Source organism: Brevibacillus sp. NRS-1366 (genome assembly GCF_050467985.1).
In genome coordinates, this window is the sequence record NZ_JBITPN010000054.1 from 1 (window position 1) to 24,637 (window position 24,637).

The window sequence follows — 24,637 nt, forward strand, 5'->3', positions numbered from 1 at the left end:
ACCCGAAAGGGAGCATATCAGATATAGAGGGCTTCCTTTTGTTATTTTTACGTGTAAGAAAGTGTAAATTCTTCACCGCATGAAAGCAACATGGCTTAAACTTTCTGGAACGCATAACAAAGTGCCTCAGCGTCCGCATCCAGCATTACTTCGGTAAAACCTACCGCTATAACGCGGTCGTGCCTCCTTGAACAAGCCTCGATAGAGGTTTTCTTATCGGCCGTCAGCCGTTCGTTGAACCAAACGCTGTTCAATCTGTTCCCCCAGCAATTGATAGACGTGGATCGCCAGAGATAAATCCATGAAATGCTTGTGATCAGTAAGGGAGATACCCAGTATCTCTTCGATGCGCTTGATTCGATATATCAATGTGTTGAGATGGATCATTAAGCTTTGGGCTGTCTCGTTCATTTTGAGACTGTTATCCAGATAGGCCGTCAAGGTTTGCAGAAACTCTCTTTTTCTGGACTTCTCATAGGTGAGCAATGGGCCCAAAACTTCCAGTGCATAGGCAATGAGATCGTCGGCTGAATTTTGGAGGAGCAGACGTCTGCCTCCGAGATCCGTGTAGCTGACAAACAGCAATTCGGTTTGATAGTTTTTCAAAAATTGCAGACACTTGATCGCTTCCTCTGAAGACTTGTAAACCTCATGCAACCCCCGTTTTACACTTCCAATCCCGATGGCTACCTTTAGTCCCCATTTTTGGTTCTGAATATATTCTCCAAACAGCTGGCATTGCTCTTTTATATATCGTTGTATCTCTGCTTCCGAGAAGCCATGTCCATACGAGAGTAAAAGGACAAGGTGATCATTCTTTGCTACGATCATGCCGTATGGAAATCGTTGCAGAAAAAGATCAGTGGCGACTTGGGTGAGATTTCTGCGAATAGGCGAGATGCGTCTGTACAGATCGGTCGAATCCTGGTTTGTGCTTTCTAGATTAATCATCAGAACCTGATAAGAGCGGTTGGCATCCATTTGCAAATGCTTGGCCTGATCAATAAGCTGATTACTGATCTTCCCAGTAAATAACTCCTCGATAAAATGGCCCTTCAAATTTTGCTGTGTTTCAAAGATTGCCTGTTCTTTTACAAGCTCAAAGGAGATGACGGTACTGGCGTGCTCTAGGGCGGCTCTATCCACCTCATCAAGTGGGGCGGAGCTGAGCAAAGCCAGATAGCCGAGACAGTTGACCTTGGAACCAATTGGAAAAAGGATAGAACCATGAGGGGTGGCACATGTTTCTGTCAGTGGACGGATGGCGCTCCCCGAAGGAAATGAGTGAAGCATGGTGCGAATCCGATTAAGTTTCAGCTCTTCGTCTGCTGTCAAAAGCTCCGAGGAGGAAGCGATCAAATCCCCCATTTGGTCGAGAAGGAGAATAGGCGTATCCATAAGCTGATGGAGGTAATGCAGAATCGCGTTTACCCCTTCTCCGTGCAAAACTAAGTCCGCTAGATGCCGATGGATTTCCAAAGAGCGGTTCAGCAATTGATTTTGCAAATTTATTTGTACGTTCATTTCTTCTAATAAATAGATGGAGTTTTCCTTCACGCGATAAAGATTAGCTTTTTCCAGGGCGACGGCAGCTTGATGAGAGATGGCTTCGAGCAATTGCAGATCTTCTGGTTGAAACGATTTGTCAGGGTGAAAGCAATCCAGCGTGATTACTCCGATGCATACACCGTTTGTCAGGATGGGTGCGCAGGCCGCAGAGTAGGGAAAAATCGGGTCTGCTGCTTGCAATTTGGCCTGATTCGCCTGTGACATTGTACGGGTTGCCCGATAGACGCTTTGTCGGTCGGGAAAGTGTGTGCACGTTTTGTTCATATAGGTGATGCCAGTCATCGACTCACCTGGTTTGAGGCGAACGACGGAGAGGATATCATTGCTGCGGAGGAAGATACTTTTGGCGATGAGTGTATCATCTTCTGGGTCGTACAAAAACAAATAACCTTCGTCAGCCGCTTCGATGACGGAAAGCGTCTCTTTCATGATCGTATTGAAGACAACATCGAGATCCAGAGTGGAGTTAATGGCATTAGACACTTGAATCAGCATTTGCAATTGTCTGTGACTCAGCTCTCGGTTCATAGGCCCACCTTTTTGTTAAAAGATTTTGAAAGAGAAGAGTTGGAAGAAGCACCCATCTCCCATTATAAAAACGAAAGGTAGGCCAGAACAATGCGCCAGCCTTCCAGCTTTCGTTAAATCCTACAACTTTTGCTTTCGAATTTCATAGAAACATACGTAGAAAGAAAAAATCACTTTGATAAAATGTAAACTAATTCAGAATTTTTTGTTTTATAGGAAAAAATAGAGAAGAGGGGGATTGAAATGTTGCGGAAAAATCATGCGTTCCTGTACTTGCTTCTTCTTTTTACTGTTTTGATCACAGCATGCACACCCGAAACGGCTGGAACGACCACAACCACTCCAAGTACTTCAGAGCCAACTAGCCAGTCTGCGAGTCCGACTAACACCCCTGCTGATCCACCGAAAGAACTGATCATTGGCTTCGAGGCGGATGCTGCCACGATGCTGGCGAACACGGATGTCAACTACGTAACAGACATTCAGATCCGCAATATTTACGATCCCTTAATCGACCGTGATGAAAAAGGTGCCTTGATTCCGAGCTTGGCGACAGAATGGAAAAACATCGACCCCCTCACATGGGAGTTCAAGCTGCGTCAGGGCGTGAAATTTACGAATGGAGAGCCTTTTAATGCAGAAGCGGTCAAGTACAATATCGACTACATTTTAGATGAAAAGAACAACTCCTTTTACCGCTCTCGCTGGAAGGATATAAAGGAAGTCAAAATCATCGATGATTACACGGTCCACGTCACCACCTCTCAACCGTTTCCTACATTATTGCTGCGGATTGCCGATGACCTCTTGATCATGGCACCCAAGCATACGCAGGAGGTAGGCTTGGAAAAGGCTGCCACCAATCCGGTAGGAACAGGCGCCTACAAGTTTGAGAAATGGACGCGCGATGAATCCCTTAAGCTGGTGGCAAATGAGGAATACTGGCAAGGAACTCCCGCCATTGGGCAGCTCACCTTCAAAATCATTCCGGAATTCAGCGCAAGGCTGTCTGCTTTTCTAAGCGGAGAAATCCATCTCTTCAAAAACGTCCCGGTTGATTCTGTGGAACGAGTAAAGAGCAGTGACAACGGCAAAATCGAGATGGTCGGTTCTTCGCGTATCAATTATCTCGCTCTCAACAATTTCTACGACGGACCTTTAAAGGACAAGCGCGTGCGTCAGGCTCTCAATTACGCTATTGATGTGGACGAATTATTGAAATCCGTGCTCAATGGAAACGGAACAAAAATGACAGGACCTTTATCAAAAGTGAACACCGACTACACAGAGACAAAGGATTACGGCTATGATCCCGATAAAGCCATCGCCTTGCTAAAAGAAGTAAATCTAGACCCGAAAAGCTTAAAGCTTACACTCGATACACCGAATGGTCGCTATCCTATGGACACGCATGTTGCCCAGGCAATCGCTTCTCAGTTGCAACGGATCGGGATTCAGGTAACTGTCCAGGCAAATGAATGGGGGAATCACCTCGCCAAGATTCGTCAGCATGAAATGAAAGATATGTTTATCCTGGGCTGGGGTCCCGCCTTTGACGCACAGAGTACGATCGAAAATCTGTTTACGGAAAAAGCACCGTATAGCGGTTTTTACGATAAGGACGTAGAAGCGATGATTCAAAAAGCGCTGCCTATTTTCGATTCGGCCGAACGCAAAAAGGCATTCGATGAATTGCAGAATCGCCTGGTCGAGGAAGCCGCTTGGGTACCACTTTGGCAGCAGGGCGATCTCTACGCTGTTTCCAAAAATCTGGAGTTTACGCCGAGGCCGGATGAAAAATTCCTCGTGTTTGAGATGAAGTGGGCGAGGTAGGCGGGAGGCTGTTATGCTAGATTATCTCATCAAACGAACGGGTCAAGTAGTGATTGTCCTTTTCCTTGCGCTAACGACTGTCTTTTTCATCATCCGCCTGTCCGGTGATCCCACTGCACTATTTTTGCCGCCAGACGCTCCGCGTGAACAGCTGGAGGAATTCCGCAAAGTGCTCGGCTTTGATCGACCGCTGTATGTTCAATATGCGGAGTTCATGAAGAATGCGGTGCAGGGTGACTTCGGCAATTCACTGCGAACTCGCGAAGATGCTCTGCAGATGGTGCTGAATCGGATACCGGCGACATTTCAGCTCGCCTTTACTTCGCTAGGCCTTTCACTCTTGATCGCGATCCCGATCGGCATTCACTCGGCATATAGACGAAACACGATATTTGACCAGACGGGAGTCGCTTTCACTGTGCTAGGTCAGGCTTTGCCAAGCTTTTGGCTGGGGTTAATCTTGATTTATTTGTTTGCAGTCCAGCTAAAATGGCTGCCGACAGGAGGGGGAGGGTCAATGATTCATTTGATTCTCCCTGCTCTGACCTTGTCTGCGTACAGTGTCGCTCGCTTTGCCCGATTCACCCGCTCCACGATGCTGGACGTTTTGCGAAAAGATTATATTCGCACAGCTAAAGCATCCGGTGTCCCGACCTATAAAATCCTCTCTGTCTACGCATTGAAAAATACGCTGATTCCGATCATTACGCTGGTTGCGCTGGATTTGGGAGTGCTGCTAGGGGGAGCGGTGATCGTGGAAGTTGTCTTTTCTTGGCCAGGAATGGGGCGACTCTTGATGCAATCGCTGTTGAACCGCGATTTTCCCGTCGTGATGGCAGGTGTCTTTTTGATCGCCTTTATTTATTCCGTGATTAACTTTGTGGTCGACGTGCTCTACGCCTACGTCAATCCGCAAATTCGATTCAAATAGGGGGAGCTGCATGAACCAAACGACCATTATGGAACCTGGCGTGAACCCTGACCTTAGTCCTGCAGAAACATTTCGCAAAAGGGAATCGAAATGGCGGGTATACATGCGCAGACTTGTCAAAAGTCCGACGGGTCTGGCAGGCTTTCTCATCATCATAGCGGTCCTTTTTCTCGGTATCTGCGGCTCATGGGTTGCTCCCTACGACCCGAATCAGGCGGAATTCAGCAAGAAGCTGCTTCCACCGATGACGGACGGACATGTGCTTGGAACCGATCAACTGGGGCGCGATATTTTGTCCAGATTGATTCATGGAACCAGCGTGTCGCTCATCATCGGAAGCTGCACGGTACTGTCTGCCGGCTTGATTGGGACCACTCTGGGTGTGATCGCGGGCTACTTTCGCGGCTGGACAGATATCATCATCATGCGCATCGTGGACGTGAAACTGAGCTTTCCCTTTATTCTGCTGGTTCTAGTGATTAATGCAGTGATTGGGGCAGGGCTGCAAAATATTATTATCTCGCTCGTATTTGCAGGCTGGATCGTCTATGCCAGGGTGGTGCGCAGTGAGGTATTGGCTTTGCGGGAAAAAGAATTCATCCTATCCTGCATTGCAACAGAAGTACCGCGGTGGGAAATCATTCTGAGGCACATCGTTCCCAACCTGTTTACGCCTATCATCGTGCTCTCCTCTCTGCAAATCGCGACCTATATTATTGCGGAAGCATCGATTAGCTTCCTTGGCTTTGGCGTCCAACCCCCGCAGCCGGCTTGGGGAAATATGCTCAGTGAAGGTAAAGACTATATTTTCAGTGCTTGGTGGCTGATTACATTCCCTGGGATCGCGATTGTCGTGACGGCATTGGGCGTAAATCTGTTTGGGGATTGGCTGCGTGACGTTCTCGATCCGGAGCTAAAGGGAGATTGAAAGAGGTGACGTGGATGAGCAAAAGCTCCCCGATTCTGGAAGTGAAGCAGCTACATACGCATATTAAAACGGCAGGTGGCATTGTCAAAGCGGTGAATGGGATTGACCTGACTGTTAATGAGGGCGAAACACTAGGAATCGTAGGCGAGTCCGGATGCGGCAAGAGTATCACGTCGCTATCCGTGATGGGACTGCTTCCGAAACCGATGGCTTATATTGAGCGAGGCAGCATCCTCTTTGATGGGCGGGATATTACGCATCTTTCCGAAAAGGAGATGCGAAAGCTGCGGGGCAACGAAGTCTCTATGATTTTTCAAGAGCCCATGACGTCACTTAATCCCGTTTTTACGATTGGGCAGCAGCTAAGCGAGCCGCTCAAGCAGCATACCCGCATGAGCAAAAAGGAAATCCGCTATAAAATCATCGAGACGCTTCGAATGGTGGGAATTCCCCGAGCGGAGCAGATTGTCGATGAATACCCGCATCAGTTATCAGGCGGTATGCGTCAGCGAGCGATGATTTCCCTCGCCATGCTGTGCGAGCCCAAGCTCTTGATCGCCGATGAGCCAACAACGGCTTTGGACGTGACGATCCAAGCCCAAATCCTGCAGCTCATGAAGGAAATCAAGCAACAAACAAAGATGGCGATGATGCTCATTACGCATGACCTCGGGGTAGTCGCCGAAATGTGCGACCGTGTCGTCGTCATGTATGCGGGTCAGGTGGTGGAGAGTGCGAATGTTCGCTCGATCTTCAATGAACCGAGCCATCCCTATACACAAGGTCTGCTTGCTTCGATGCCAGACGCAAACGATCGCAAGGGAGAGCTGAAGTCGATCCCGGGAAGCGTCCCTCGCCCTGACGAGGTTCCGAAAGGCTGCACATTCGCCCCGCGCTGCTCACAGGCCATCGAAAAGTGCTGGCATGAACGACCGCCACTTTTTACGCTGCGCCATCAATCCTGCCGTTGCTGGTTATACGCAAACGAGCATCAGGAGGTTGCCCATGCGACCTGAGGCATTGTTGGAAGTCAAGCAGCTAAAAAAATACTATGACATCAAAAAAGGCTGGTTTCAGCCGAAGCAGCAGGTCAAGGCTGTCGATGATGTGTCGTTTACGGTTTATAAGGGAGAGACCTATGGGCTTGTGGGAGAGAGCGGGTGCGGCAAGTCCACGACAGGGCGGGCCATATTGAAGCTCCAGGAGGCCACTTCGGGTGAGATCTGGTTTGAGCAAGAAAATATCGCGAACCTGCCGTATGAAAAAATGCGGAAGCTCCGCCGAAAAATGCAGATGGTATTTCAAGATCCATACGCCTCTCTCAACCCGAAAAAGACGATTCTGCAAACCCTAACCGAACCGCTGCGCGTCCATGGCATGTACACACCAGAACAGCGTGTCCAGAAGGCGATCGAAATCTTGGAAATCGTCGGATTGTCTGACTACCATCTCCACTCGTATCCTCATGAATTTTCAGGGGGTCAACGCCAGCGCATCGGAATAGCCAAGGCAGTCATTCTCCAGCCCGATTTGATTATCGCAGATGAGCCTGTCTCCGCTCTAGATGTTTCGATTCAATCGCAGGTAATTAATCTGCTGCTGCAATTACAACGCGATTTTCATCTGACGTATATTTTCATTTCGCACGATTTGGGTGTTGTTCGGCATATTACGGATCGCGTCGGAGTGATGTATCTAGGCAAGCTGGTGGAGCAGGCACAGACAGAGGAGTTGTTTACAAATCCGCAGCATCCGTACACCAAGGCGCTTTTATCGGCTGTTCCTATTACCCATCCTGATGAAGTGAGGGAAAGAGTCATTCTGACGGGAGATGTCCCCAGTCCGCTCAATCCACCGCAAGGGTGTACATTCCACCCGCGCTGTCCCGATTGCATGCAGATCTGCAGGACAGAGAAGCCGCCTGTCGTTGATCTGGGCAATCATGTCGTCGCTTGCCACTTATATTCCACATTAGAAAACTCGGCGATGCCGAGCCTTTAGGCGACAGCAGAGCCGTAGTTGCACTTATACTGGATCAGAATGGTTATAAATTCTTATCTGTATAAATCAATCCAATGAAGAAAAGAGGAGATTTTATGTTACTCGCCATCCCGAAAGCAGAAATTCTCGAGCGTCAGCAAAAGCTTTTCGCCAAGCTGCAGCAAAACCAATTGGACTGCGCCATCCTGTTTAGCGTCACGGATATTTTTTACCTCACAGGCTTTTATTTTCATCCGACAGAGCGCCCCATTGGTTTTTTCATTGATTCGAAGCAGCAGACGCATCTGTTCGTCCCAGCTCTGGAGCATGAGCACGCAGAAGAGTTTGCCTATGTAGACAAGGTTCATTCGTATCCCGAATATCCAGGACTGCGCCATCCTATGGAATATTTGAAAGACGCTTTGCTGGAAGCGGGGTTCGCAGGAAAGCGAGTAGGCTTCGATGCCGATGGCTACGGCTCCTCTATGGGCTATCGCGGGCCAAAGGTTAGCCAATTTTTGGAAGCGCAGACATTCCAGTCAATCTATGGCTGGGGGGAGGAAATGCGGGTCATCAAATCCGCAGCAGAAATCGAACTGATCAAGGAATCGTGCCGTTGGGGCAATCTGGCTCACCGTTTGCTGCAAAAGTATTCCAAGCCGGGCCTGAGCGAAATCGAAATTACGACAAGAGCAAGCTCTGAGGCGACCATGGCGATGATCGAAACACTCGGTGCAGATTACAAACCGCATGGCAACACGGCTTATGCCATTTTCCGCGGACAAGTAGGTGCGATGTCTGCTTTCCCACATGCCGTGACACAAAATCTGGTGCTGAAAAAAGGAGATACACTGGTAACGGGAGCGGCTGGTGAAGTGTGGGGTTATCACAGCGAGCTGGAGCGGACGATGTTTGTGCAGGAGGTAAGCAAGGAGCAGGAAAAATATTTCAACTACATGGTGCAAGCGCAAGATATCGCCTTACAAAACATCAAGCCAGGCATCCCTATGTCAAAAGTGGAGGAAGCAGTTCAGGCTTTCTTTAAAGAAAACGAGATTCAGCATTTGACTGCCCATCATACAGGGCACGCGATCGGGCTACTTGGTCATGAAGCCCCATTCTTTGACCTTGGCGATCATACCATCATTCAACCGGGAATGGTTTTGACTGTGGAGCCAGGAATCTATGTACGCGGTCTGGGTGGATTCCGCCATTCCGATACGATTGCGGTCACATCGGACGGCATAGAGATGCTGACGTACTATCCGCGTGATTTGGATTCGATGATTTGTGTTTAGCGACCCTCACTTCCTCCGACAAGATGGACGGATTGGAAGCGATCAAGAATAATTTCGGATAATAGAAATGCTCCACCTGGCACGCTGAGGCTAGGGGGAGCATCTTGCTTGCAGCACAAGTTGGATGGCCACTGATTTGAAAAATTCATTGCTGGGAATACCAAGCCAGTGCTTTTTTCTCCAGTTCGAGCACGAAAGATTCTTTCCCTTTTACATAAGCATTTGCATCGAATGGGAAGCATCGTGCCAATTCTTCTTTTAAATGGCCATAGGCGTGCTCGCTTCCTGTTTACATATCGACATCCACTGTTCATCGTAAGGAATTACTTTTATTTCTTGCATGGTGCGACCTCCGTTTTCTTCTAAGAACAAACAGGCACTCTACGTGATGGGAAGAGTGCCTTTTGCTTACTTACGATTGTCTGACTCGGTATAGGCGATCCATGAAGACTGACTTGCTTGTGTAGTCAGCGTAATACGCGCAGGGTTTTTCACTTCCAATGTTAAGACAGACATGACGACTGTATGAATCGTCACGACAAAATAGATTCAAAAAAATAGACTTTTCCAGATGGTTGATTCCAACGAAAATCGTTTCTCCTTCTTAAATAATCCAAGATAGAAAGTAGATAGAAACGATAGATTACACGATGGTTCACGCTCGCTTTCTCATGATGCCGAGCCCGACAGCTCTAAGGCTGGTTTTATTATACAGAAGGAGCTGTTTGGCATGCAAAGGCACGGAATGGTCATTTTTGGCGATCTGGCGGCATACGGAACCAATTTTGCCAATAGGAGCCATGCGCGCTCCCGTTTTATGGTCTCTGCTCATCGGCATTCATGAAATCGCGGATGGAGTATAGGGAAAACAACAGCGTAATGTAAGAGGACCAATGTGGAAATGCTATTCTGCAATGAAGGATATCCAGTATGGGGGAATCGATATGGAATGGTATGAACGGCTGAACGAATATTTTCCCGAGCATGAAATGAAGCATCCGGACCAACTGTATGCTTTGATTGAAGATAAAGATGTGTATCATAAGGAAGAAACAGACGATTACATTATGCTCTATGCCGAATTCCCAACGTTTGTTTTTATTGATTATCTCCTGATCAATCCTGAAACAAGAGGGAGAGGGATTGGCACAAAGGTGCTGGATCAACTCAAGCAAAAAGGGAAAATGATCTTGCTCGAAGTCGAACCCGTGGATCGGGAAGATGAGGACACGGTTAAAAGAGTGAACTTTTACCGAAAAAACGGGTTTGTGAAGGCGGATCGGATTCAGTACCGGCGGGAAGATCAGGACGGCGACATTTTTGAAATGAACATTTACTATTGGAGTCCAGAAGATGACATTTCTCAAGAAAACATCATGGATAACATGGTTCAAGCAGTTGCAGAGATTCATAATTTCCGCTCCAAGCACTATTATGGCAGGGTGTTGGCTGATGCAGATGAAGTCTTGCGCCTGAAGCAGTGAAAGCCATATAGAAAAAGCAAAGTTGTTTTCGATGAGGAGGCAGCCTGAACCGTTTATGGGTTTGGGCTGCTATTCTTTACCGTCGCTCCTCCTTGAAGAGGCATCGATAGATGTTTTCTTATTCCCAATCATCAACTTTGAACCTATAATGTTACTTGGGAATATCCTCTATCCTGTGGTATAATTTTGACGCCAAAAACAAGACTAAGGAGTATGGATCATGGAAAAAAAGCTCATTTTCGGTCATAAAAATCCTGACACGGATTCCATTTGTTCTGCCCTAGTATACGCGGATCTGAAAACCAAGCTGGGTGCTAACGTAGAGCCTGTTCGTTTGGGTGTAATCAGCAGTGAGACGCAGTTTGTACTGGACTACTTCCAGGTGAAGGAACCACGCTTGGTGGAAACTGTAGCGAATGAAGTAAATGAAGTGATTCTGGTTGACCACAATGAGCGCCAACAAAGCGCCAATGATATTGAGCAGGTGCAGGTAGTCGAAGTAATTGACCACCACCGCATTGCCAATTTCGAAACCAGCAATCCTCTCTATTTCCGCGCGGAACCAGTTGGTTGCACCACAACCATTCTGAAAAAACTGTACAAGGAAAACGGAGTGGACATTCCAAAAGAAATTGCTGGCTTGATGCTGTCTGCGATCATTTCCGATACGCTGTTGTTGAAATCTCCTACGTGCACAGAGCAAGACGTGGCTGCTGCCCACGAATTGGCTGAGATCGCGGGTGTGAACCTCGACGCGTACGGTTTGGAAATGCTCAAAGCCGGTGCTGACCTGAGTGATAAAACGATTGCACAACTGCTCTCTTTGGATGCAAAAGAATTCCAAATGGGCAATGCAAAAGTAGAAATCGCGCAAGTGAATGCGGTAGACCTAAATGATGTACTGGCTCGCCAAAGTGAGTTGGAAGCGGCTATGAATGGCATTATCGCTGAAAAAGGACTCGATCTGTTCGTATTCGTCGTGACCGATATTCTGAACAATGATTCCGTAGCGGTAGCACTTGGAAGTGCGACACAAGCGGTAGAAAAAGCGTACAACGTAACACTCGTTGACAATAAAGCGATTCTCAAGGGCGTTGTGTCCCGTAAAAAACAAATCGTACCGGTGCTGACTGATACTTTCCAAGCACTGTAATAAGGTTTTGAAAAGCAAGAAAGGCTGCCTGAAGGGGCAGCCTTTTTCTGTAAAAAGCGTCTAAACATTCTTTAGGAATAGGGAATGTGATCGTTAAGCGGTTAGCAAAAGAGTCATGCCAGTTAGATGGGAAGCTTAAAAAGGACCATTGTTCTGACTATGATACGTATGTTGAATGTATTGCTGTGTGTATGCATCGTCACTGTAATTTTTGATGGCATGTTTGTCTCTGGCTTTTTGACTTAGCAAACCAGTAAAGAAATATACAGCGGCAACTACGGCTACTACAAAACCAATAATATATAGCATCGCGTCTCCCCCTTTTCGTTTTACAAAAAGCTAGGTCATAATGAAGTTTGCTACTCCGATGAAAATAAAGATGCCTGCAGAAACAAGAGCTACGTAAAAAGCAATTCGCCCATTCTTTTGCATGTTCGGATCTTGGCTAAATAAAGAAAGTAGCCACATGAGGAATCCGAATGGAAAGAACAAAAAGCTAATGACGTAAGTACCCCTCGCTCAAGTGTACTCATTTCTGCCACACTTTCTCGTTTCTACTGTGTAAGATTTTAAATGCGCTGAACGCTTCTCCTTGAGGAGGTCTCATTAGAGATTTCTATTTAATTATATCATAAAGTTTGTTAATTATTGCCGTATATGATTGCTTATTTGGATAAATAATCCGGCCTTTTTTTATAAACAATGTGTTTGACATTGACGGTACGTAAATGTGTACGATGAATTTGTCAGGAGGGATCATAGTGGAATACACCGTACAAAAGCTAGGGCTCCTGGCAGGTGTCAGCACCCGGACACTTCGCTATTATGATGAAATTGGCATTCTCAAGCCGGCGAGAATCAATTCATCAGGGTATCGCATTTACGGACAGCAAGAGGTGGATCGCCTGCAGCAAATCCTTTTCTACCGAGAGCTGGGTGTGAGCTTGGAGGAGATCAAGGAAATCATAACCTCACCTTCCTATGACGCTGATCATGCACTGAGGGAGCATCGCACGAGGCTCCTGGAAAAACGGCGGCAATTAGATGCGCTAATCGCCAATGTGGAATTGACATTAGCTGAAAGAGAGGGGATCGGCAAAATGAGTGACGAGCAAAAATTCGAAGGCTTCAAACAAATGTTAGTAGACGATAACGAGAAGCAATATGGCAAAGAAATTCGAGAGAAATATGGAAGCGAACAAGTAGACAGAGCAAACAAGAAAATCAAAAACATGACAGAAGAGCAGTATGCGCGGGTGGAGCAGTTGGGCGCCGATATTCACACGACTCTCGCCCAAGCTTTTGCATCAGGTGATCCTGGCAGTGAGCTTGCGCAGAAGGTAGCAGAAATGCACCGACAATGGCTGACCTTTTATTGGGACAGCTACAGCAAAGAAGCGCATGCTGGAGTTGCCCAAATGTATGTAGACGACCCGAGATTCACGGCGTACTATGACAAAGAACAGCCTGGTCTTGCTGAATTCCTCAGAGATGCCGTCATGATTTATACGGGGAAGTGTTAATGGTTTAAAAACAATGGTGATCGCGAACGCTGCCTTTCTAGAGGGCAGCTTTTTTTAAGCTCAATGAAGCCCCAGCCTTCGCCAAAAGGCTAGGAAAAGCCAAGATTCCTAACACGATAGGTAAAGAATGTAAAAATGTGGAGAAAAAGTTATACTGGAGTTATTATCCATTCGGAGGCTTTTTTCACATGCGCAGAGTGATTGAAATGATTAAAGGCAAAAAAGTTGAATTCTTTTTTGGCGGCTCTGGAATACCGAAAGTGGTTATTCTTCCGGGCATGTCCTCGTCTGCTTATGAATGGGAGCTGGTTGCCAGTCAATTGCAATATTTGCGGTTTGGTAAAGGATGTATGTGCCCAATAACGATTGAAGGAGTGAGCCAATCATGGAGCATTTAAAAGAGAGCGCTCAAAAGGTGCAAATGAAATTGATGGAGCTAGGGTATACCCATCAGGTCGTGGAGCTGCCAGATAGCACGCGGACGGCGCAAGAGGCAGCAGACGCGATCGGACAAGCCTCTTCTTGTAGTCGCAAGTGGAATCAACCGAGTGAATGAAAAAGAACTGGCAAAGCGGCTCGGTGAGAAACTAGGAAAAGCAGACGCTGATTTTGTCCGTGAGCACACAGGCTTTGTCATAGGCGGTGTAGCACCTGTTGGACACACCGTTTCGATCCAGACGCTGATTGACGAGGATCTATTTGCCTATGAGGTGATTTGGGCTGCTGCCGGACATCCGAAAGCCGTGTTTCGACTCACGCCCCAGCAATTAGCTGAAATGACAAAAGGACAGGTAGTCACTGTAAAATGATGAAGGCGTCACAGGGGCCGGATTGCTCGTGCACATTGTGGTCTCGCTTCGATGAAATATAGATGGTAAAGTGGAAATATTCCAACGGGCTACAGGCTAAGTAAAGAGAAGGAGTGAGATTCCATGCAAAGTACATACCCCCTCCATTTGGGACATCGAATCCACCTGATTGACGGTTTTGACTTGGGTGAGCCACAGAGGACAGGCACATATGTGATAGAAGAAGAGGAGCTAACCCTGATTGAAACGGGTCCTAGCCCATCCGTTCCCCATATCCGCGCTGGACTGGCAAAGCTGGGGTATTCCCCTGATCAGGTCAAATACATCATTGTTACGCACATTCACCTGGATCATGCGGGTGGTGCAGGCTTGTTTTTGCAAGAATGTCCAAATGCCAAGGTCGTCGTCCATCCAAAAGGAGCTCGTCATTTAGTTAATCCTAGCCGACTGATTGCAGGGGCGAGGGCGGTCTACCATGAGCAATTCGATTTGTTTTTCGATCCCATCGTCCCTGTTCCGGAAGATCGCATTCTAATCAAAGCAGACAAAGAGACGCTGACGATTGGGCCTACCTGCACGCTGGAATTTTTGGATTCACCTGGTCATGCCAAGCATCATTTCAGCATCTACGATCCAATCAGTAACGGCATGTTCACTGGAGATACGGCAGGGGTATATTACCCGCAATTGCGAAAGGATGGTATCCATCTCGTTTTACCTTCGACCTCTCCGAATCAGTTTGACCCTGATGAAATGCTGCATTCCATAGCGCGATATCGGGAGCGCAATCTGGATCGCATTTACTTTGGTCATTTTGGGGGGACAGAAAAGGTAGAGGACGTCTATCGGCAAGTGACAGAATGGCTGCCAGTGTTTGTCTCAGAAGGAGAGACGGTTATGGCGAGAGGCCAAGGATACAAAGAGCTGACACTACGGTTGTTGAATCGCGTCACGGATTATTTGCTTTCCGTTGGCATTTCCGATCAGCACGAGGTCTTTGGCGTCTTGAAGCTGGATTTGCAAGTATGTTCGATGGGGATCGTGGATTACTTGGAGAATAGGGCACAAAAAGCGTAGAATTGTGCCCTTACCCCTAACTGGAAGCCAAAGTCGGATAATGGACTTTGGTTTTTACTTTTTCAAATACAAAGAGCAAGCGGAATTATGATATTCATTCTTTTTTTCGCAGAGGAATGCTATCATGATGGGTAAGCCTTATCTGCTCGACAAAAGTCTCGTATTTATGCAAACAGGTGCCTTGGTTCCTAGACAGGAAACGAGGTGAAAAGGGAAGCCGGTGCAAATCCGGCGCGGTCCCGCCACTGTAAAACGGTGCGTTACTGCCGTAAGCCAGGAGACCTGCCTGATTGCTCGTGTGCCTGCGCCTTCGCGGAAAGGATCGGCCCATTCAGGAACGATTCATCTCAGTTGTCCAATCCTGAACAGCCGACCTTTGGTTCCCATGAGGAAGCAAAGGTTTTTTTCATACAGATAAGAATTTATACCCATTCTTATCCAGTATAAGTGCACCTACGACTCTATTGTCGCCAAAAGGCTCAGTATCGCCGAGTTTTCTCATACAGGAAAAGCTGGCGTACTTCACAGTATAGAAAGGAAGATTCCCACTATGAAACGTTCGTTGTCAATATTCATTCCTATTCTGCTCGCGATGAGCCTCGTTGGATGCGCTGAAAATGGAAACAGTCAGCCAGCACCAAATACACAACCCCCAGTCGCACAAGAAGCATCTCAACCCAAGCCCGCAACAAGTGCCGCAAAAGAAACGGTGTATCCACTCACGGTGACGGATGCGACAGGAAAAGAAGTAACCATTCCAAAACAACCAGAGCGAATCGTCTCAACGTCGACGGCTGAGACCGAAATTTTATTTGCTTTAGGTCTGAACGAGAGGGTTGTCGGTGTATCTGATTACGATGATTATCCCGAAGAAGCGAAAGCAAAACCAAAAGTAGGTGGAGTGGTAAAGCCGAATGAAGAGGCGATCCTATCGCAAAGCCCCGATCTCGTTGTCGGAGGAATCTCTATGGAGAAGCCTGTTGCCGACAAGCTCAAATCGCTCGGTCTGCCTGTCTATGTCACCCACCCAAAAAAGCTGGATGACATCATGAACAACATTTTGACAATGGGCGTTGTTACGAACAAGCAGGAGCAGGCTGAAAAGCTGGTTGCCCAAATGAAAAAGGACATATCGTATGTGACAGACGCAGTGAAGAACGTGAAACCGGAAGAAAAGAAAAAAGTGTACATGGAGTTTGCCCCAGGCTGGACAGTCGGGAAGGGTGAGTTCATGGATGAAGTCATTACCCTCGCAGGAGCGACGAATATCGCGTCTGATACAGAGGGCTGGAATCCAATAAGTGAAGAAAAGATTTTGAAGGATGATCCCGATGTGATTTTGTACGCAAATGGAATTGTTGACGAGAAGACAGGAGTAAAACTGGAAGAGATCATCGCTTCGCGAAACGGCTGGGAAAAAATGAAGGCGATTCGCGATAAACAGATTTTTGGTATGGATCAAAATACGCTTTCCCGTCCAGGTCCCCGGATTACGCAAGGCCTGATTGACGTGGCAAGAGCGATTTATCCTGACTTGGTGAAGTAGGATGAAGGGACGTCTATTGGTATGGGGAGGAGCGGGCTGCCTTATTTTGCTTGCGTCAGTGATCATCAGTATTTCACTGGGTGCAGCACAGCTCCCTCTTTCACAAGTATGGTTGATCCTGCTTCATCAGGTACCGGGCTTGTACGAGTATGTACCCGTCAATTGGCCAGAATCATCGGAACAAATCGTGATGAAAGTAAGATTTCCCAGGATCGTACTGGCTGTATTGGTAGGGGCGTGTCTGTCTCTGGCCGGCGCAGGCTTCCAAGGAGTGCTGCGCAATTCGCTTGCTGATCCCTATACAATGGGAGTAGCGTCTGGTTCCGCTGTCGGTGCTGCTTTCCTTATTTTGTTTGGTCTGCAAATCACCTTTTTGGGGCAATGGAGTATTCCCGTTGTCGCCTTTCTTACGGGCTTTGTCAGCTTGTGGATCGTATTGCGACTGGCAAATACCCAAGGTAAGCTGCAGACGGAGACGTTGCTGCTGTCTGGAGTGGTGGTTCAGGCATTCCTCGGTTCACTCGTTTCGTTCATGGTCTCGCTCTCCGACAAAGCTGTGAATGAGATTGTGTTTTGGCTAATGGGCAGCTTGTCTTTTCGAGGCTGGGACTTCACCTACGTGTTGCTTCCTTATCTCGTAGTCGGACTCATGGTGCTGGTTTCGTATGCGCGCGCACTTAATCTTTTTGCCTTGGGAGAGCGGCAGGCAGCGCACTTGGGCGTGAGTGTGGATCGGACCAAGCTGATTGTGCTCATCGTCTCTACGCTGTTGACGGCTGGAGCTGTTTCCATTTCCGGGATCATTGGCTTTGTCGGTCTTGTAGTGCCTCACCTTGTACGCTTGATGGTCGGCCCGGATTACCGAATTCTGCTGCCAATGGCGACTATTTGCGGAGGGATCTACGTTTTGTGGGCGGATACGCTGGCGAGAATGCTACTGGGCCCGACAGAAATCCCATTGGGTGTCGTTACTGCGTTTCTGGGAGCACCGTTCTTTGCCTACTTGTTGAAGCAAAACAAACGGTTAGGAAGGAGATAGGCAGATGATTAAGGTAAATGGTCTGGAAAAGTCCTATCACCAATCAAACGTCTTGCAAGGGATCCATTTTTCCGTGGGCAAGGGAGAATTTTTCGGCATCATCGGTCCCAATGGAAGCGGGAAATCGACCCTGTTAAAAATGATTTCCGGCGTCATTTCTTATGATGCAGGTGAAATTTTGATCAACAAAAAAGAAATTCGTAAGTATTCCCGCAAAGAGCTGGCACAGATTTTAGCGGTGCTGGAGCAGGAAGGGTTGCCCCCTGTTGGTTTTCGCGTTCGAGAGGTTATGGAGATGGGGCGTTTTCCATTCCAGAATTGGTTGGGGGAAGAGGCAGAGGATGCTAGCACGCTCATTGACGAGATCATGGGGATGCTCGGATTGAATCATCTAGAGAATCGTACACTGGATGAATTGAGCGGAGGAGAAAAGCAAAGGGTCGCCTTGGGCAAGGCACTTGTTCAAAAGCCAAAGCTGTTGTTGCTGGATGAACCCACAACCTATCTGGACATAGGCTACCAAATTCAATTGATGGATATCGTTCGCACCTGGCAAAAGACCACACAAGTGACAGTAGTGGCTGTCTTGCATGATTTGAATCTGGCATCGCTGTACTGTGACCGGATTTTAATGCTCCACAAAGGAAAGCAGGTCAATGTAGGGAGCCCCAGAGAAATTTTGCAAAGCGGGCTGATCGAAGACGTGTATGGTACAAGGCCCATCGTCATGGAGCACCCGATACATCACTTGCCGCAAATTATCTTGAAATCAGGGTCTTCAGGGTAGAGGAGGAATCAGGTGGGCGAAGGTATATGGAATGCTCACCACTGCGGTTTCGTCTTTGCAATAGATAGAAGGTAAGGAAGAGCATATGGTTCTTTAATATTTATGTAAACTCTAGAGCAGTATATACACTAGGAACGTTTTCCTAAACTCATACACTTGATGGGAAAATGCAAAGCATACGAGAGCTGCATCTAGGGAGCGACCATGAACAGACCACTACTGATCATTTTATTGATTGTTTTCACCGTTGAGTTAATTTGTCCCCATTCAGGTGATGCCAAAAAACCGACGATTGACCGCCATTCCTTTGAAGCACAAGGAGTTGTTTGGGATGTGCGCACAAACCGAAAAGTGATCGCGCTGACTTTTGATGACGGCCCAAATCCTCTTTACACGGCCCAAATTCTAGCACTGCTCAAGCGATACCATGCTAGAGCTACCTTTTTTGTAACGGGGAAGCAAGTGCAGAAATACCCGAAACTGGCTCAGCGGCAGGTTCAGGAAGGTCATGAACTCGGCAATCATACGTATAGCCATCCGAAAATGTCACGCCTTGGAACGAATCAGATCCAAGAAGAGCTGGCTCAAACTGAACGGGCTATCGTGGCGGCGACCGGACAAAAGCCTCCTCTTCTGTTTCGCCCTCCCGGCGGGTACATTGACCAAACGCTGGTCAACGCAGTTAAACAAATTGGCTATACCGCCGTATTGTGGTCTTTTCATCAAGATACGCAGGACTGGAGACGGCCGGGAGCACGGAAGATCGTTAAAAAGGTGGTCAACAACTCGCGTGGTGGAGATATCGTTCTGTTTCACGACCACGGCGGTAACCGGAGCCAGACTGTCCAGGCGTTAAAACACATCCTTCCCGCATTGCAAAAACAAGGGTATCGATTTGTTACGGTTTCCGAGTTGCTGTTTGAACACAATATCCAGGAAATCTACGACATTCACTTCTTGGACATCGTAGACAGTTGACATCATTTCGCTAAAATTAAAGAGTAGGGTTAGGCTCTTATTTACAACTGAACATATGGGAGATGTAGCCCAAAACTGACAGCGGTGGTTAAAGACTTTATTTACCACCGCTTTTTTTACGGAGAAGAGTGATATGCATGATCAAAAACAGATAACATTGGTTCCTTCCAAAGAAGAGGCGAAATACATGGGGAGAAGGCGAGTATCACTCGTTTTTTCCCTTTTTTTGTGTTATAATAGATGAAAAGCAATGGAAGGGATCAGGATACCATGCGTCCCCATAGGACGATCTGGAAACGGTATGACCTCTCCTACATCTAGCTTCGTAGTAGTCGAACGTCACCTGGACGCCAACCTACTACGAAAGCGAGGCCATTTGTATGAGTAGCAGCTTTATCTTACGAAGTTCCTCCGTAGTCGGTTGGTTGTCTGTGCCAAAACCGACAAAAATGCGAGGAATCCATGATGAGGAGAGCGCTGCAAGTATCTCGACGTTACAGTTTGATTTTGTTTGGTGCATGTTTGCTTGCTTTTGCCTATTATCACATTAATTTTCAGAACCACTTGTCAGAGGGTGGATTCGTCGGTCTGGGGTTATTGGCCAAATACGCCTTTGACTTGTCTCCGGCGATGATGATGCTATTGTTAGACATCCCTTTGTTTTTGGTGGCTTGTCTGGTCAGAGGACGTCAGTTTATCTGGGATACCATATTGGCTTCACTTGCTTTTACAGGTTTTTATGAATGCTTTGAGCAGTATTCCCCGATTGTGATGGACCTGGGCAACATGATGCCTGTTGCTTCTGTAATGTCCGGCGTGTTGACCGGGCTGGGAACGGGGCTGGTGCTGCGGTATGGAGCAGCAACTGGAGGGGACGATATTTTGTCCTTGTTGCTGAGCAAGTACACGGGGTTGTCGATCGGTACGATTTTTCTTTTACTGGACGTTATGGTTCTCAGTCTGTCGTTCTGGTACGTACCATTGAAAGAGATGATTTACACCATTCTGGCTGTTATTATTTCCAGCCGAGTCATTACCTGGACAGTAGAAGCTGGTTCTGGAGTGAACGCTGAAGATGAAAGCCACGGCCATGGCAACGTCTCTATGACACACCGTTAATACGAACATGAATGGTACTCGTTGTGAAACATACATATAGAACGAGCAAGAAAAAGGGCCTTGTCGGCATGATGTCGGCAGGCCCTTTTCATTTTCTTGGTGATTAATTACGAAAATAATCAGCGAGGCCATCGGCGATTGCCTGTGCAGCTCTTTCCTGGTAGCCTGCCGTACGAATAACCGCTTCATCCTTTGGGTTGGATAAGAAGCCAAGCTCTACCAAAACCGAAGGCCTCGCATTTTCACGCAGTACATGGTAATCCCCGAACGAGATGCCATTACTTGGTAGTCCCTGGTTTTTTCGCAGGCGTGCTTCAATGGATCTGGCCAATGGATAATCTTTGGCTTCCGAATAAAAAAATGTCAGCGTTCCACTTGTCGGCTTAATTGAAGAATTGTAATGAATACTTATAAACGCATCGGCGGCTTTAGCGTTACTGATCGCAGCTCGCTGAGCAAGGGAAGGCTTTTCATTGTTATCGGTTCTGGTCATGATGACCTGGGCGCCTCGTTGACGCAGCTTACTCGCTAATTGTTGGGCTGTATTTCGATTCAGTGTTTTTTCCTCGATGTTTGTTTTCATTCCTATCGCCCCAACATCGCTGCCCCCGTGTCCCGGGTCGATCACGATTACCTTCCCTTTGAGACCGGGGGACTTGTTGACTTTGGACACTCCACTGCTCAAAGAATCTCCGACATAGGTGGCAGACACCCAGCCTGCTTTTCCATCAGAAGTCCTGATCTGTAACCAGTCTTGCTTTCGACCTAAAATTTCAAGCGTCGTTCCTTTTGATAATACATGAACGATTCCTTGCTCCAGTCCGGGTCCTTTTCGTACACGCAGAGCGTCGGCCAAAACCGTTCCGCGTTTACTGCCAGAGGAGGCTGCTGGTTTTGTTGATTGGACGGTTTCTGTGCTCGTCTTTTGCAAATAGTATCCTGCGACCCAACCTGTGGTTTGATTGGTACTGATTTTGGCCCAACCATACGATTCTTTGGAGATGGATACCATGGTTCCATATGAGAGAGAGCCGACCACAGATGCCCCTGCTCCTGGCTCGCTTCGCACGTTTAAAGATGTGGCGACTACTTTTGCGCGGATGAGCGTATCGGCACTTGCTGTTAATGGATCAGGGCATGCAAGCATCATGACGAGACTGACAATAAGGGGGATTTTTCCAATAAATTTCTTCATGGTATGTACCTCTGATAGTAAGATGACGGATATGTCTTTCTGGACAATGATAAGGAAGATTAGGGAATTCTAATAGTGTATTTCTTCCTGATTTTGTATAGGAAAATCGGGATCAAGCTCCCATTTATAAAGGGGATTCACAAGAATTACCATTCTTTTTTAAAAAATAGGTCCGAATGTAACATTAATTGCATGGCTCCCTTTTCCGATACCAGAATAGAGACAAAAAAGGGAGATAGGGGTTTTACAATGTCTACATATTATTTCTTCAGTTGTACCAAATGCCGAACCCGGGGGGGAGTATTCGGCGAGCAAGCGTGGGGGTGGGGAGATTTTGACATGATTGAGTCCTTCAAATACCTGGCGCATCATATTCGGACATGTGGTGAAGATTCGATTCGGGTCATCTCTGAAGATATGGATGACTATGTTGATCAACTTCATGGAGAGTACAACGATTTTTTAGAGGAAACGAAGCACATTTTTCCTCATTCCAGGGACTGGGAATTTTTGGATAGGTGGAAAGCGCTGAAGGTGGAGGAAATGAAAGAGAAGTGGGTGGAAGAGAACCGGATTTCTCATTCAGATGACAGAATAAAGATCACGGCATCCATAGAAGAGATTCATATTTTGAAAGAAGGAGCAGGGCATTATTTGTTTCATAGCCGAGTGATATGCACGAACAAGAAGCGGTGGAAGGTCTTGGCTTCCATGCGAGAATTGCCTCTTTTGCAACGTTCCTATATCATCATAGGAGTAAGACAGGACCATCCAGAGCTCGGAGAAGTTTTGGCTGTACATAAAATGCTTCCTGAATCTTTGTGATGGAAAGAAAGGGGCAGCTACCATGAATCTAGACCGGATTGGACAAACACTACGTAACTTACGAGAGATAAATCCGTTAGTTCATAACATAACGAATGTGGTCGTGACGAACTTTACGGCCAATGGATTGTTGGCGCTAGGAGCATCGCCCGTTATGGCTTATGCGAAGCAAGAGGTCGCTGACATGGCCAAAATAGCAGGAGCACTCGTATTGAATATGGGTACCTTAAACGAGCAGGAAGTAGAAGGTATGCTGATCGCAGGGAAATCAGCTAATGAACATGGGGTTCCGGTCCTGTTTGATCCAGTAGGGGCCGGAGCTACCCCCTATCGAACAGAGACTGCTCGAAAAATCGCCCGAGAACTGGATGTTGCGATCGTCAGAGGGAATGCAGCCGAAATCGCGAACACAATAGGTGAACAGTGGAAAATTAAGGGAGTCGATGCAGGCGATGCAGACAAAGACGCCGTTTCCCTGGCGATAACGGCAGCAAAACAGCTTAGAACTATTGTTGCCAAAACTGGGAAGACAGATGTAATCTCAGACGGAGAGACTACGTATCTTATCCACAATGGGCATCCCATTTTGACCAAAGTAACGGGAACCGGTTGCTTGTTGACGTCGGTTATGGGGGCGTTCGCAGCTATTGAAGCAGATACGCTTGTTGCGGGAGCATCCGCTCTTGTCTGTTATGGTGTTGCTGCGGAGTTGGCCGCCGAAAAAGGGGAGCACGAGGGCCCAGGCAGCTTTCAAATTCGGTTATTAGATTCATTGGCTATGATAACGCCGGATGACGTGAGAAGAATGGGCAAGTTGGAAGAACGAGTATAAAAAAAATCCCCCCTCAGGGGGAGAAAATGATCGTGACTGCGACTAGGCGAGAAATGTTAGGGCGTAGCTATAATTTCGTAACGTATATGATAGCAGCTTCTTCTGGTGCTCCGAAATAGCGAGGAATACGAACTCTACTTGATCATTTTCAAACGGACGTACATAAGCAATGGAGATGCCATGACAAATGATTTCTTTCTGTAGCGCCACTGCATTGTTGGCGTCAGTGCGTATGTGCAATTCCACGGTGTGTACCCTCCTTGAACACTCAATAGAGTACCAAAAATATACAGGGAATTGCAGGGGAAATTTGTCGGAATCATGACCAATTTGTTACCGAATTTTGGCTAGGCATGAATTCGATCCAGCAAGTACCCAAGATGGTTAATCCTTGTCTGGAAGACACTTGGCTTTGGAAAAATAGGCAGAAATGAGGGCAGCCATCCTGCCCTTTTCTGTTTTATGATCAATCTTGTTGGAGAGGCACTTCAAAAGCTCCTGGTCGCAGCTACAAGAAAAATAACCTCGTTTTTGATAGCATAAATCGTGCATTTTGCAGCACCTGTCGATGTCGTCAATGGGTGGAGCGGGCCCAGAACAACCGGGACCACACCAGTTTCCGTATAAACATGGCAATCGTACTGCACCTTTTCTTCTTCTGCCCACCTGCGATCACCACCATACCAGAATAGAATTAGTTCCAGAATATTGCGAAGTGAGTATGGTTGCTTTAGGCAAATGGCTGTTTTTTAGGAAGACCGACGAATGCGGCCAATTTTACATATTTCCCGAACGGGAAAGCCCACTTCTTTAGATGTGGGATGAAAGGGAGGTCGGATACGGAGTGCCACTAAAAACGGAGGTTTGTGGTGCATCAAGTATCCGAAAGGTCTATATCCTTTATTTTTCGCTTTTTGTCGCAGTTTATTATCCAAATTGATACAATGTAGTCATGAACGAATATAGAAGAACAAGCACAACTGTATCTCTATTGAACTATCATTTTGTATTCTGCCCAAGATACAGGAGGAAAATATTTCTCAAATCAGAGGTAGAACATCGCTTCAAGGAATTGGTGCATGAGGTATGCGAGGAGCTTAAAATGGAGATCGTTACCCTTGAGTGCGACAAAGACCACACGCATATGTTTCTCAATGCGCTACCAACATTGAGTCCTGCTGCTATTATGGCAAAAGTGAAAGG

At 47.1% G+C, this 24,637-nt stretch carries 25 protein-coding genes and 1 riboswitch; of the genes, 21 read left to right on the top strand and 4 right to left on the bottom strand.

The window, feature by feature from the left end:
- Positions 1–213: 213 nt before the first annotated feature.
- Complete coding sequence (locus ACIFQN_RS31275; protein WP_429836964.1) at positions 214–2,097, bottom strand: helix-turn-helix domain-containing protein; 1,884 nt, start codon at positions 2,095–2,097, stop codon at positions 214–216.
- Positions 2,098–2,340: 243 nt separating this feature from the next.
- Between ACIFQN_RS31275 and ACIFQN_RS31280 the strand changes: the two genes are divergently transcribed.
- The 8 genes from ACIFQN_RS31280 (at position 2,341) to ACIFQN_RS31315 (ending at position 11,704) form a co-directional block, all read left to right on the top strand.
- Positions 2,341–3,930 carry an ABC transporter substrate-binding protein gene (locus tag ACIFQN_RS31280; RefSeq protein WP_429836965.1) on the top strand — a complete coding sequence of 530 codons (1,590 nt, stop codon included), beginning with the start codon at positions 2,341–2,343 and terminating at the stop codon, positions 3,928–3,930.
- 13 nt (positions 3,931–3,943) lie between these two features.
- Positions 3,944–4,861 (top strand): ABC transporter permease, encoded by a 918-nt coding sequence (locus ACIFQN_RS31285; RefSeq protein WP_429836966.1) that lies wholly within the window; start codon positions 3,944–3,946, stop codon positions 4,859–4,861.
- A gap of 10 nt (positions 4,862–4,871) precedes the next feature.
- Positions 4,872–5,789, top strand: a complete 918-nt coding sequence (locus tag ACIFQN_RS31290) for an ABC transporter permease (RefSeq protein WP_429836967.1) — start codon at positions 4,872–4,874, stop codon at positions 5,787–5,789.
- 14 nt (positions 5,790–5,803) lie between these two features.
- The gene (locus tag ACIFQN_RS31295) at positions 5,804–6,805 is read left to right on the top strand and encodes an ABC transporter ATP-binding protein (protein ID WP_429836968.1); all 1,002 of its coding nucleotides are present in this window, start codon (positions 5,804–5,806) and stop codon (positions 6,803–6,805) included.
- Positions 6,795–7,790 carry an ABC transporter ATP-binding protein gene (locus ACIFQN_RS31300; protein WP_429836969.1) on the top strand — a complete coding sequence of 332 codons (996 nt, stop codon included), beginning with the start codon at positions 6,795–6,797 and terminating at the stop codon, positions 7,788–7,790. Before ACIFQN_RS31295 ends, ACIFQN_RS31300 begins: the two co-directional genes overlap by 11 nt.
- 95 nt (positions 7,791–7,885) lie before the next feature.
- Positions 7,886–9,067: a M24 family metallopeptidase gene (locus ACIFQN_RS31305; RefSeq protein WP_429836970.1), complete on the top strand. Its 1,182-nt coding sequence runs from the start codon at positions 7,886–7,888 to the stop codon at positions 9,065–9,067.
- A 944-nt stretch (positions 9,068–10,011) separates the two neighbouring features.
- On the top strand, positions 10,012–10,551 hold the full coding sequence (locus tag ACIFQN_RS31310) for a GNAT family N-acetyltransferase (protein WP_429836971.1): 540 nt from the start codon (positions 10,012–10,014) through the stop codon (positions 10,549–10,551).
- A gap of 220 nt (positions 10,552–10,771) precedes the next feature.
- Entirely contained in the window at positions 10,772–11,704 is a 933-nt protein-coding gene (locus ACIFQN_RS31315; RefSeq protein ID WP_429836972.1) for a manganese-dependent inorganic pyrophosphatase, read from the top strand.
- A gap of 135 nt (positions 11,705–11,839) precedes the next feature.
- On the opposite strand, the gene ACIFQN_RS31320 is transcribed toward ACIFQN_RS31315, so the two are convergent.
- Positions 11,840–12,013: a hypothetical protein gene (locus tag ACIFQN_RS31320; RefSeq protein WP_429836973.1), complete on the bottom strand. Its 174-nt coding sequence runs from the start codon at positions 12,011–12,013 to the stop codon at positions 11,840–11,842.
- A gap of 452 nt (positions 12,014–12,465) precedes the next feature.
- Between ACIFQN_RS31320 and ACIFQN_RS31325 the strand changes: the two genes are divergently transcribed.
- The 10 genes from ACIFQN_RS31325 to ACIFQN_RS31370 all read left to right on the top strand — a co-directional run bounded on the left by ACIFQN_RS31325 (position 12,466) and on the right by ACIFQN_RS31370 (position 20,582).
- Positions 12,466–13,227: a MerR family transcriptional regulator gene (locus ACIFQN_RS31325; protein WP_429836974.1), complete on the top strand. Its 762-nt coding sequence runs from the start codon at positions 12,466–12,468 to the stop codon at positions 13,225–13,227.
- A gap of 188 nt (positions 13,228–13,415) precedes the next feature.
- On the top strand, positions 13,416–13,625 hold the full coding sequence (locus ACIFQN_RS31330; RefSeq protein ID WP_429836975.1) for a hypothetical protein: 210 nt from the start codon (positions 13,416–13,418) through the stop codon (positions 13,623–13,625).
- Entirely contained in the window at positions 13,613–13,783 is a 171-nt protein-coding gene (locus tag ACIFQN_RS31335; protein ID WP_429836976.1) for a hypothetical protein, read from the top strand. The genes ACIFQN_RS31330 and ACIFQN_RS31335 overlap by 13 nt, the downstream gene beginning before the upstream one ends.
- The gene (locus ACIFQN_RS31340; RefSeq protein ID WP_429836977.1) at positions 13,776–14,036 is read left to right on the top strand and encodes a YbaK/EbsC family protein; all 261 of its coding nucleotides are present in this window, start codon (positions 13,776–13,778) and stop codon (positions 14,034–14,036) included. Before ACIFQN_RS31335 ends, ACIFQN_RS31340 begins: the two co-directional genes overlap by 8 nt.
- A gap of 123 nt (positions 14,037–14,159) precedes the next feature.
- Positions 14,160–15,113, top strand: coding sequence for an MBL fold metallo-hydrolase (locus ACIFQN_RS31345; protein WP_429836978.1), 954 nt, complete (start codon positions 14,160–14,162; stop codon positions 15,111–15,113).
- Positions 15,114–15,270: 157 nt separating this feature from the next.
- A riboswitch (cobalamin riboswitch) is annotated at positions 15,271–15,417 on the top strand.
- A gap of 246 nt (positions 15,418–15,663) precedes the next feature.
- The gene (locus tag ACIFQN_RS31350) at positions 15,664–16,659 is read left to right on the top strand and encodes an ABC transporter substrate-binding protein (protein WP_429836979.1); all 996 of its coding nucleotides are present in this window, start codon (positions 15,664–15,666) and stop codon (positions 16,657–16,659) included.
- 1 nt (position 16,660) lies between these two features.
- On the top strand, positions 16,661–17,698 hold the full coding sequence (locus ACIFQN_RS31355) for a FecCD family ABC transporter permease (RefSeq protein WP_429836980.1): 1,038 nt from the start codon (positions 16,661–16,663) through the stop codon (positions 17,696–17,698).
- Between the two features lie 4 nt (positions 17,699–17,702).
- Complete coding sequence (locus tag ACIFQN_RS31360) at positions 17,703–18,485, top strand: ABC transporter ATP-binding protein (RefSeq protein ID WP_429836981.1); 783 nt, start codon at positions 17,703–17,705, stop codon at positions 18,483–18,485.
- A gap of 204 nt (positions 18,486–18,689) precedes the next feature.
- Positions 18,690–19,463: a polysaccharide deacetylase family protein gene (locus ACIFQN_RS31365; RefSeq protein WP_429836982.1), complete on the top strand. Its 774-nt coding sequence runs from the start codon at positions 18,690–18,692 to the stop codon at positions 19,461–19,463.
- Positions 19,464–19,925: 462 nt separating this feature from the next.
- The gene (locus tag ACIFQN_RS31370) at positions 19,926–20,582 is read left to right on the top strand and encodes a YitT family protein (RefSeq protein ID WP_429836983.1); all 657 of its coding nucleotides are present in this window, start codon (positions 19,926–19,928) and stop codon (positions 20,580–20,582) included.
- 103 nt (positions 20,583–20,685) lie between these two features.
- On the opposite strand, the gene ACIFQN_RS31375 is transcribed toward ACIFQN_RS31370, so the two are convergent.
- Complete coding sequence (locus ACIFQN_RS31375; RefSeq protein WP_429836984.1) at positions 20,686–21,777, bottom strand: N-acetylmuramoyl-L-alanine amidase; 1,092 nt, start codon at positions 21,775–21,777, stop codon at positions 20,686–20,688.
- A gap of 339 nt (positions 21,778–22,116) precedes the next feature.
- Between ACIFQN_RS31375 and ACIFQN_RS31380 the strand changes: the two genes are divergently transcribed.
- Together ACIFQN_RS31380 and thiM are read left to right on the top strand one after the other, a co-directional pair.
- The gene (locus ACIFQN_RS31380; protein WP_429836985.1) at positions 22,117–22,602 is read left to right on the top strand and encodes a hypothetical protein; all 486 of its coding nucleotides are present in this window, start codon (positions 22,117–22,119) and stop codon (positions 22,600–22,602) included.
- 22 nt (positions 22,603–22,624) lie between these two features.
- Positions 22,625–23,434, top strand: a complete 810-nt coding sequence (thiM, locus tag ACIFQN_RS31385; protein WP_429836986.1) for a hydroxyethylthiazole kinase — start codon at positions 22,625–22,627, stop codon at positions 23,432–23,434.
- A 42-nt stretch (positions 23,435–23,476) separates the two neighbouring features.
- Here thiM and ACIFQN_RS31390 read toward each other — a convergent pair whose 3' ends face one another.
- The gene (locus tag ACIFQN_RS31390) at positions 23,477–23,680 is read right to left on the bottom strand and encodes a hypothetical protein (RefSeq protein ID WP_429836987.1); all 204 of its coding nucleotides are present in this window, start codon (positions 23,678–23,680) and stop codon (positions 23,477–23,479) included.
- A 706-nt stretch (positions 23,681–24,386) separates the two neighbouring features.
- On the opposite strand from ACIFQN_RS31390, the gene tnpA reads away from it, so the two are divergent.
- Positions 24,387–24,637 (top strand): IS200/IS605 family transposase (gene tnpA, locus ACIFQN_RS31395; RefSeq protein ID WP_429836988.1); only part of this gene is annotated, 251 nt, incomplete at its 3' end.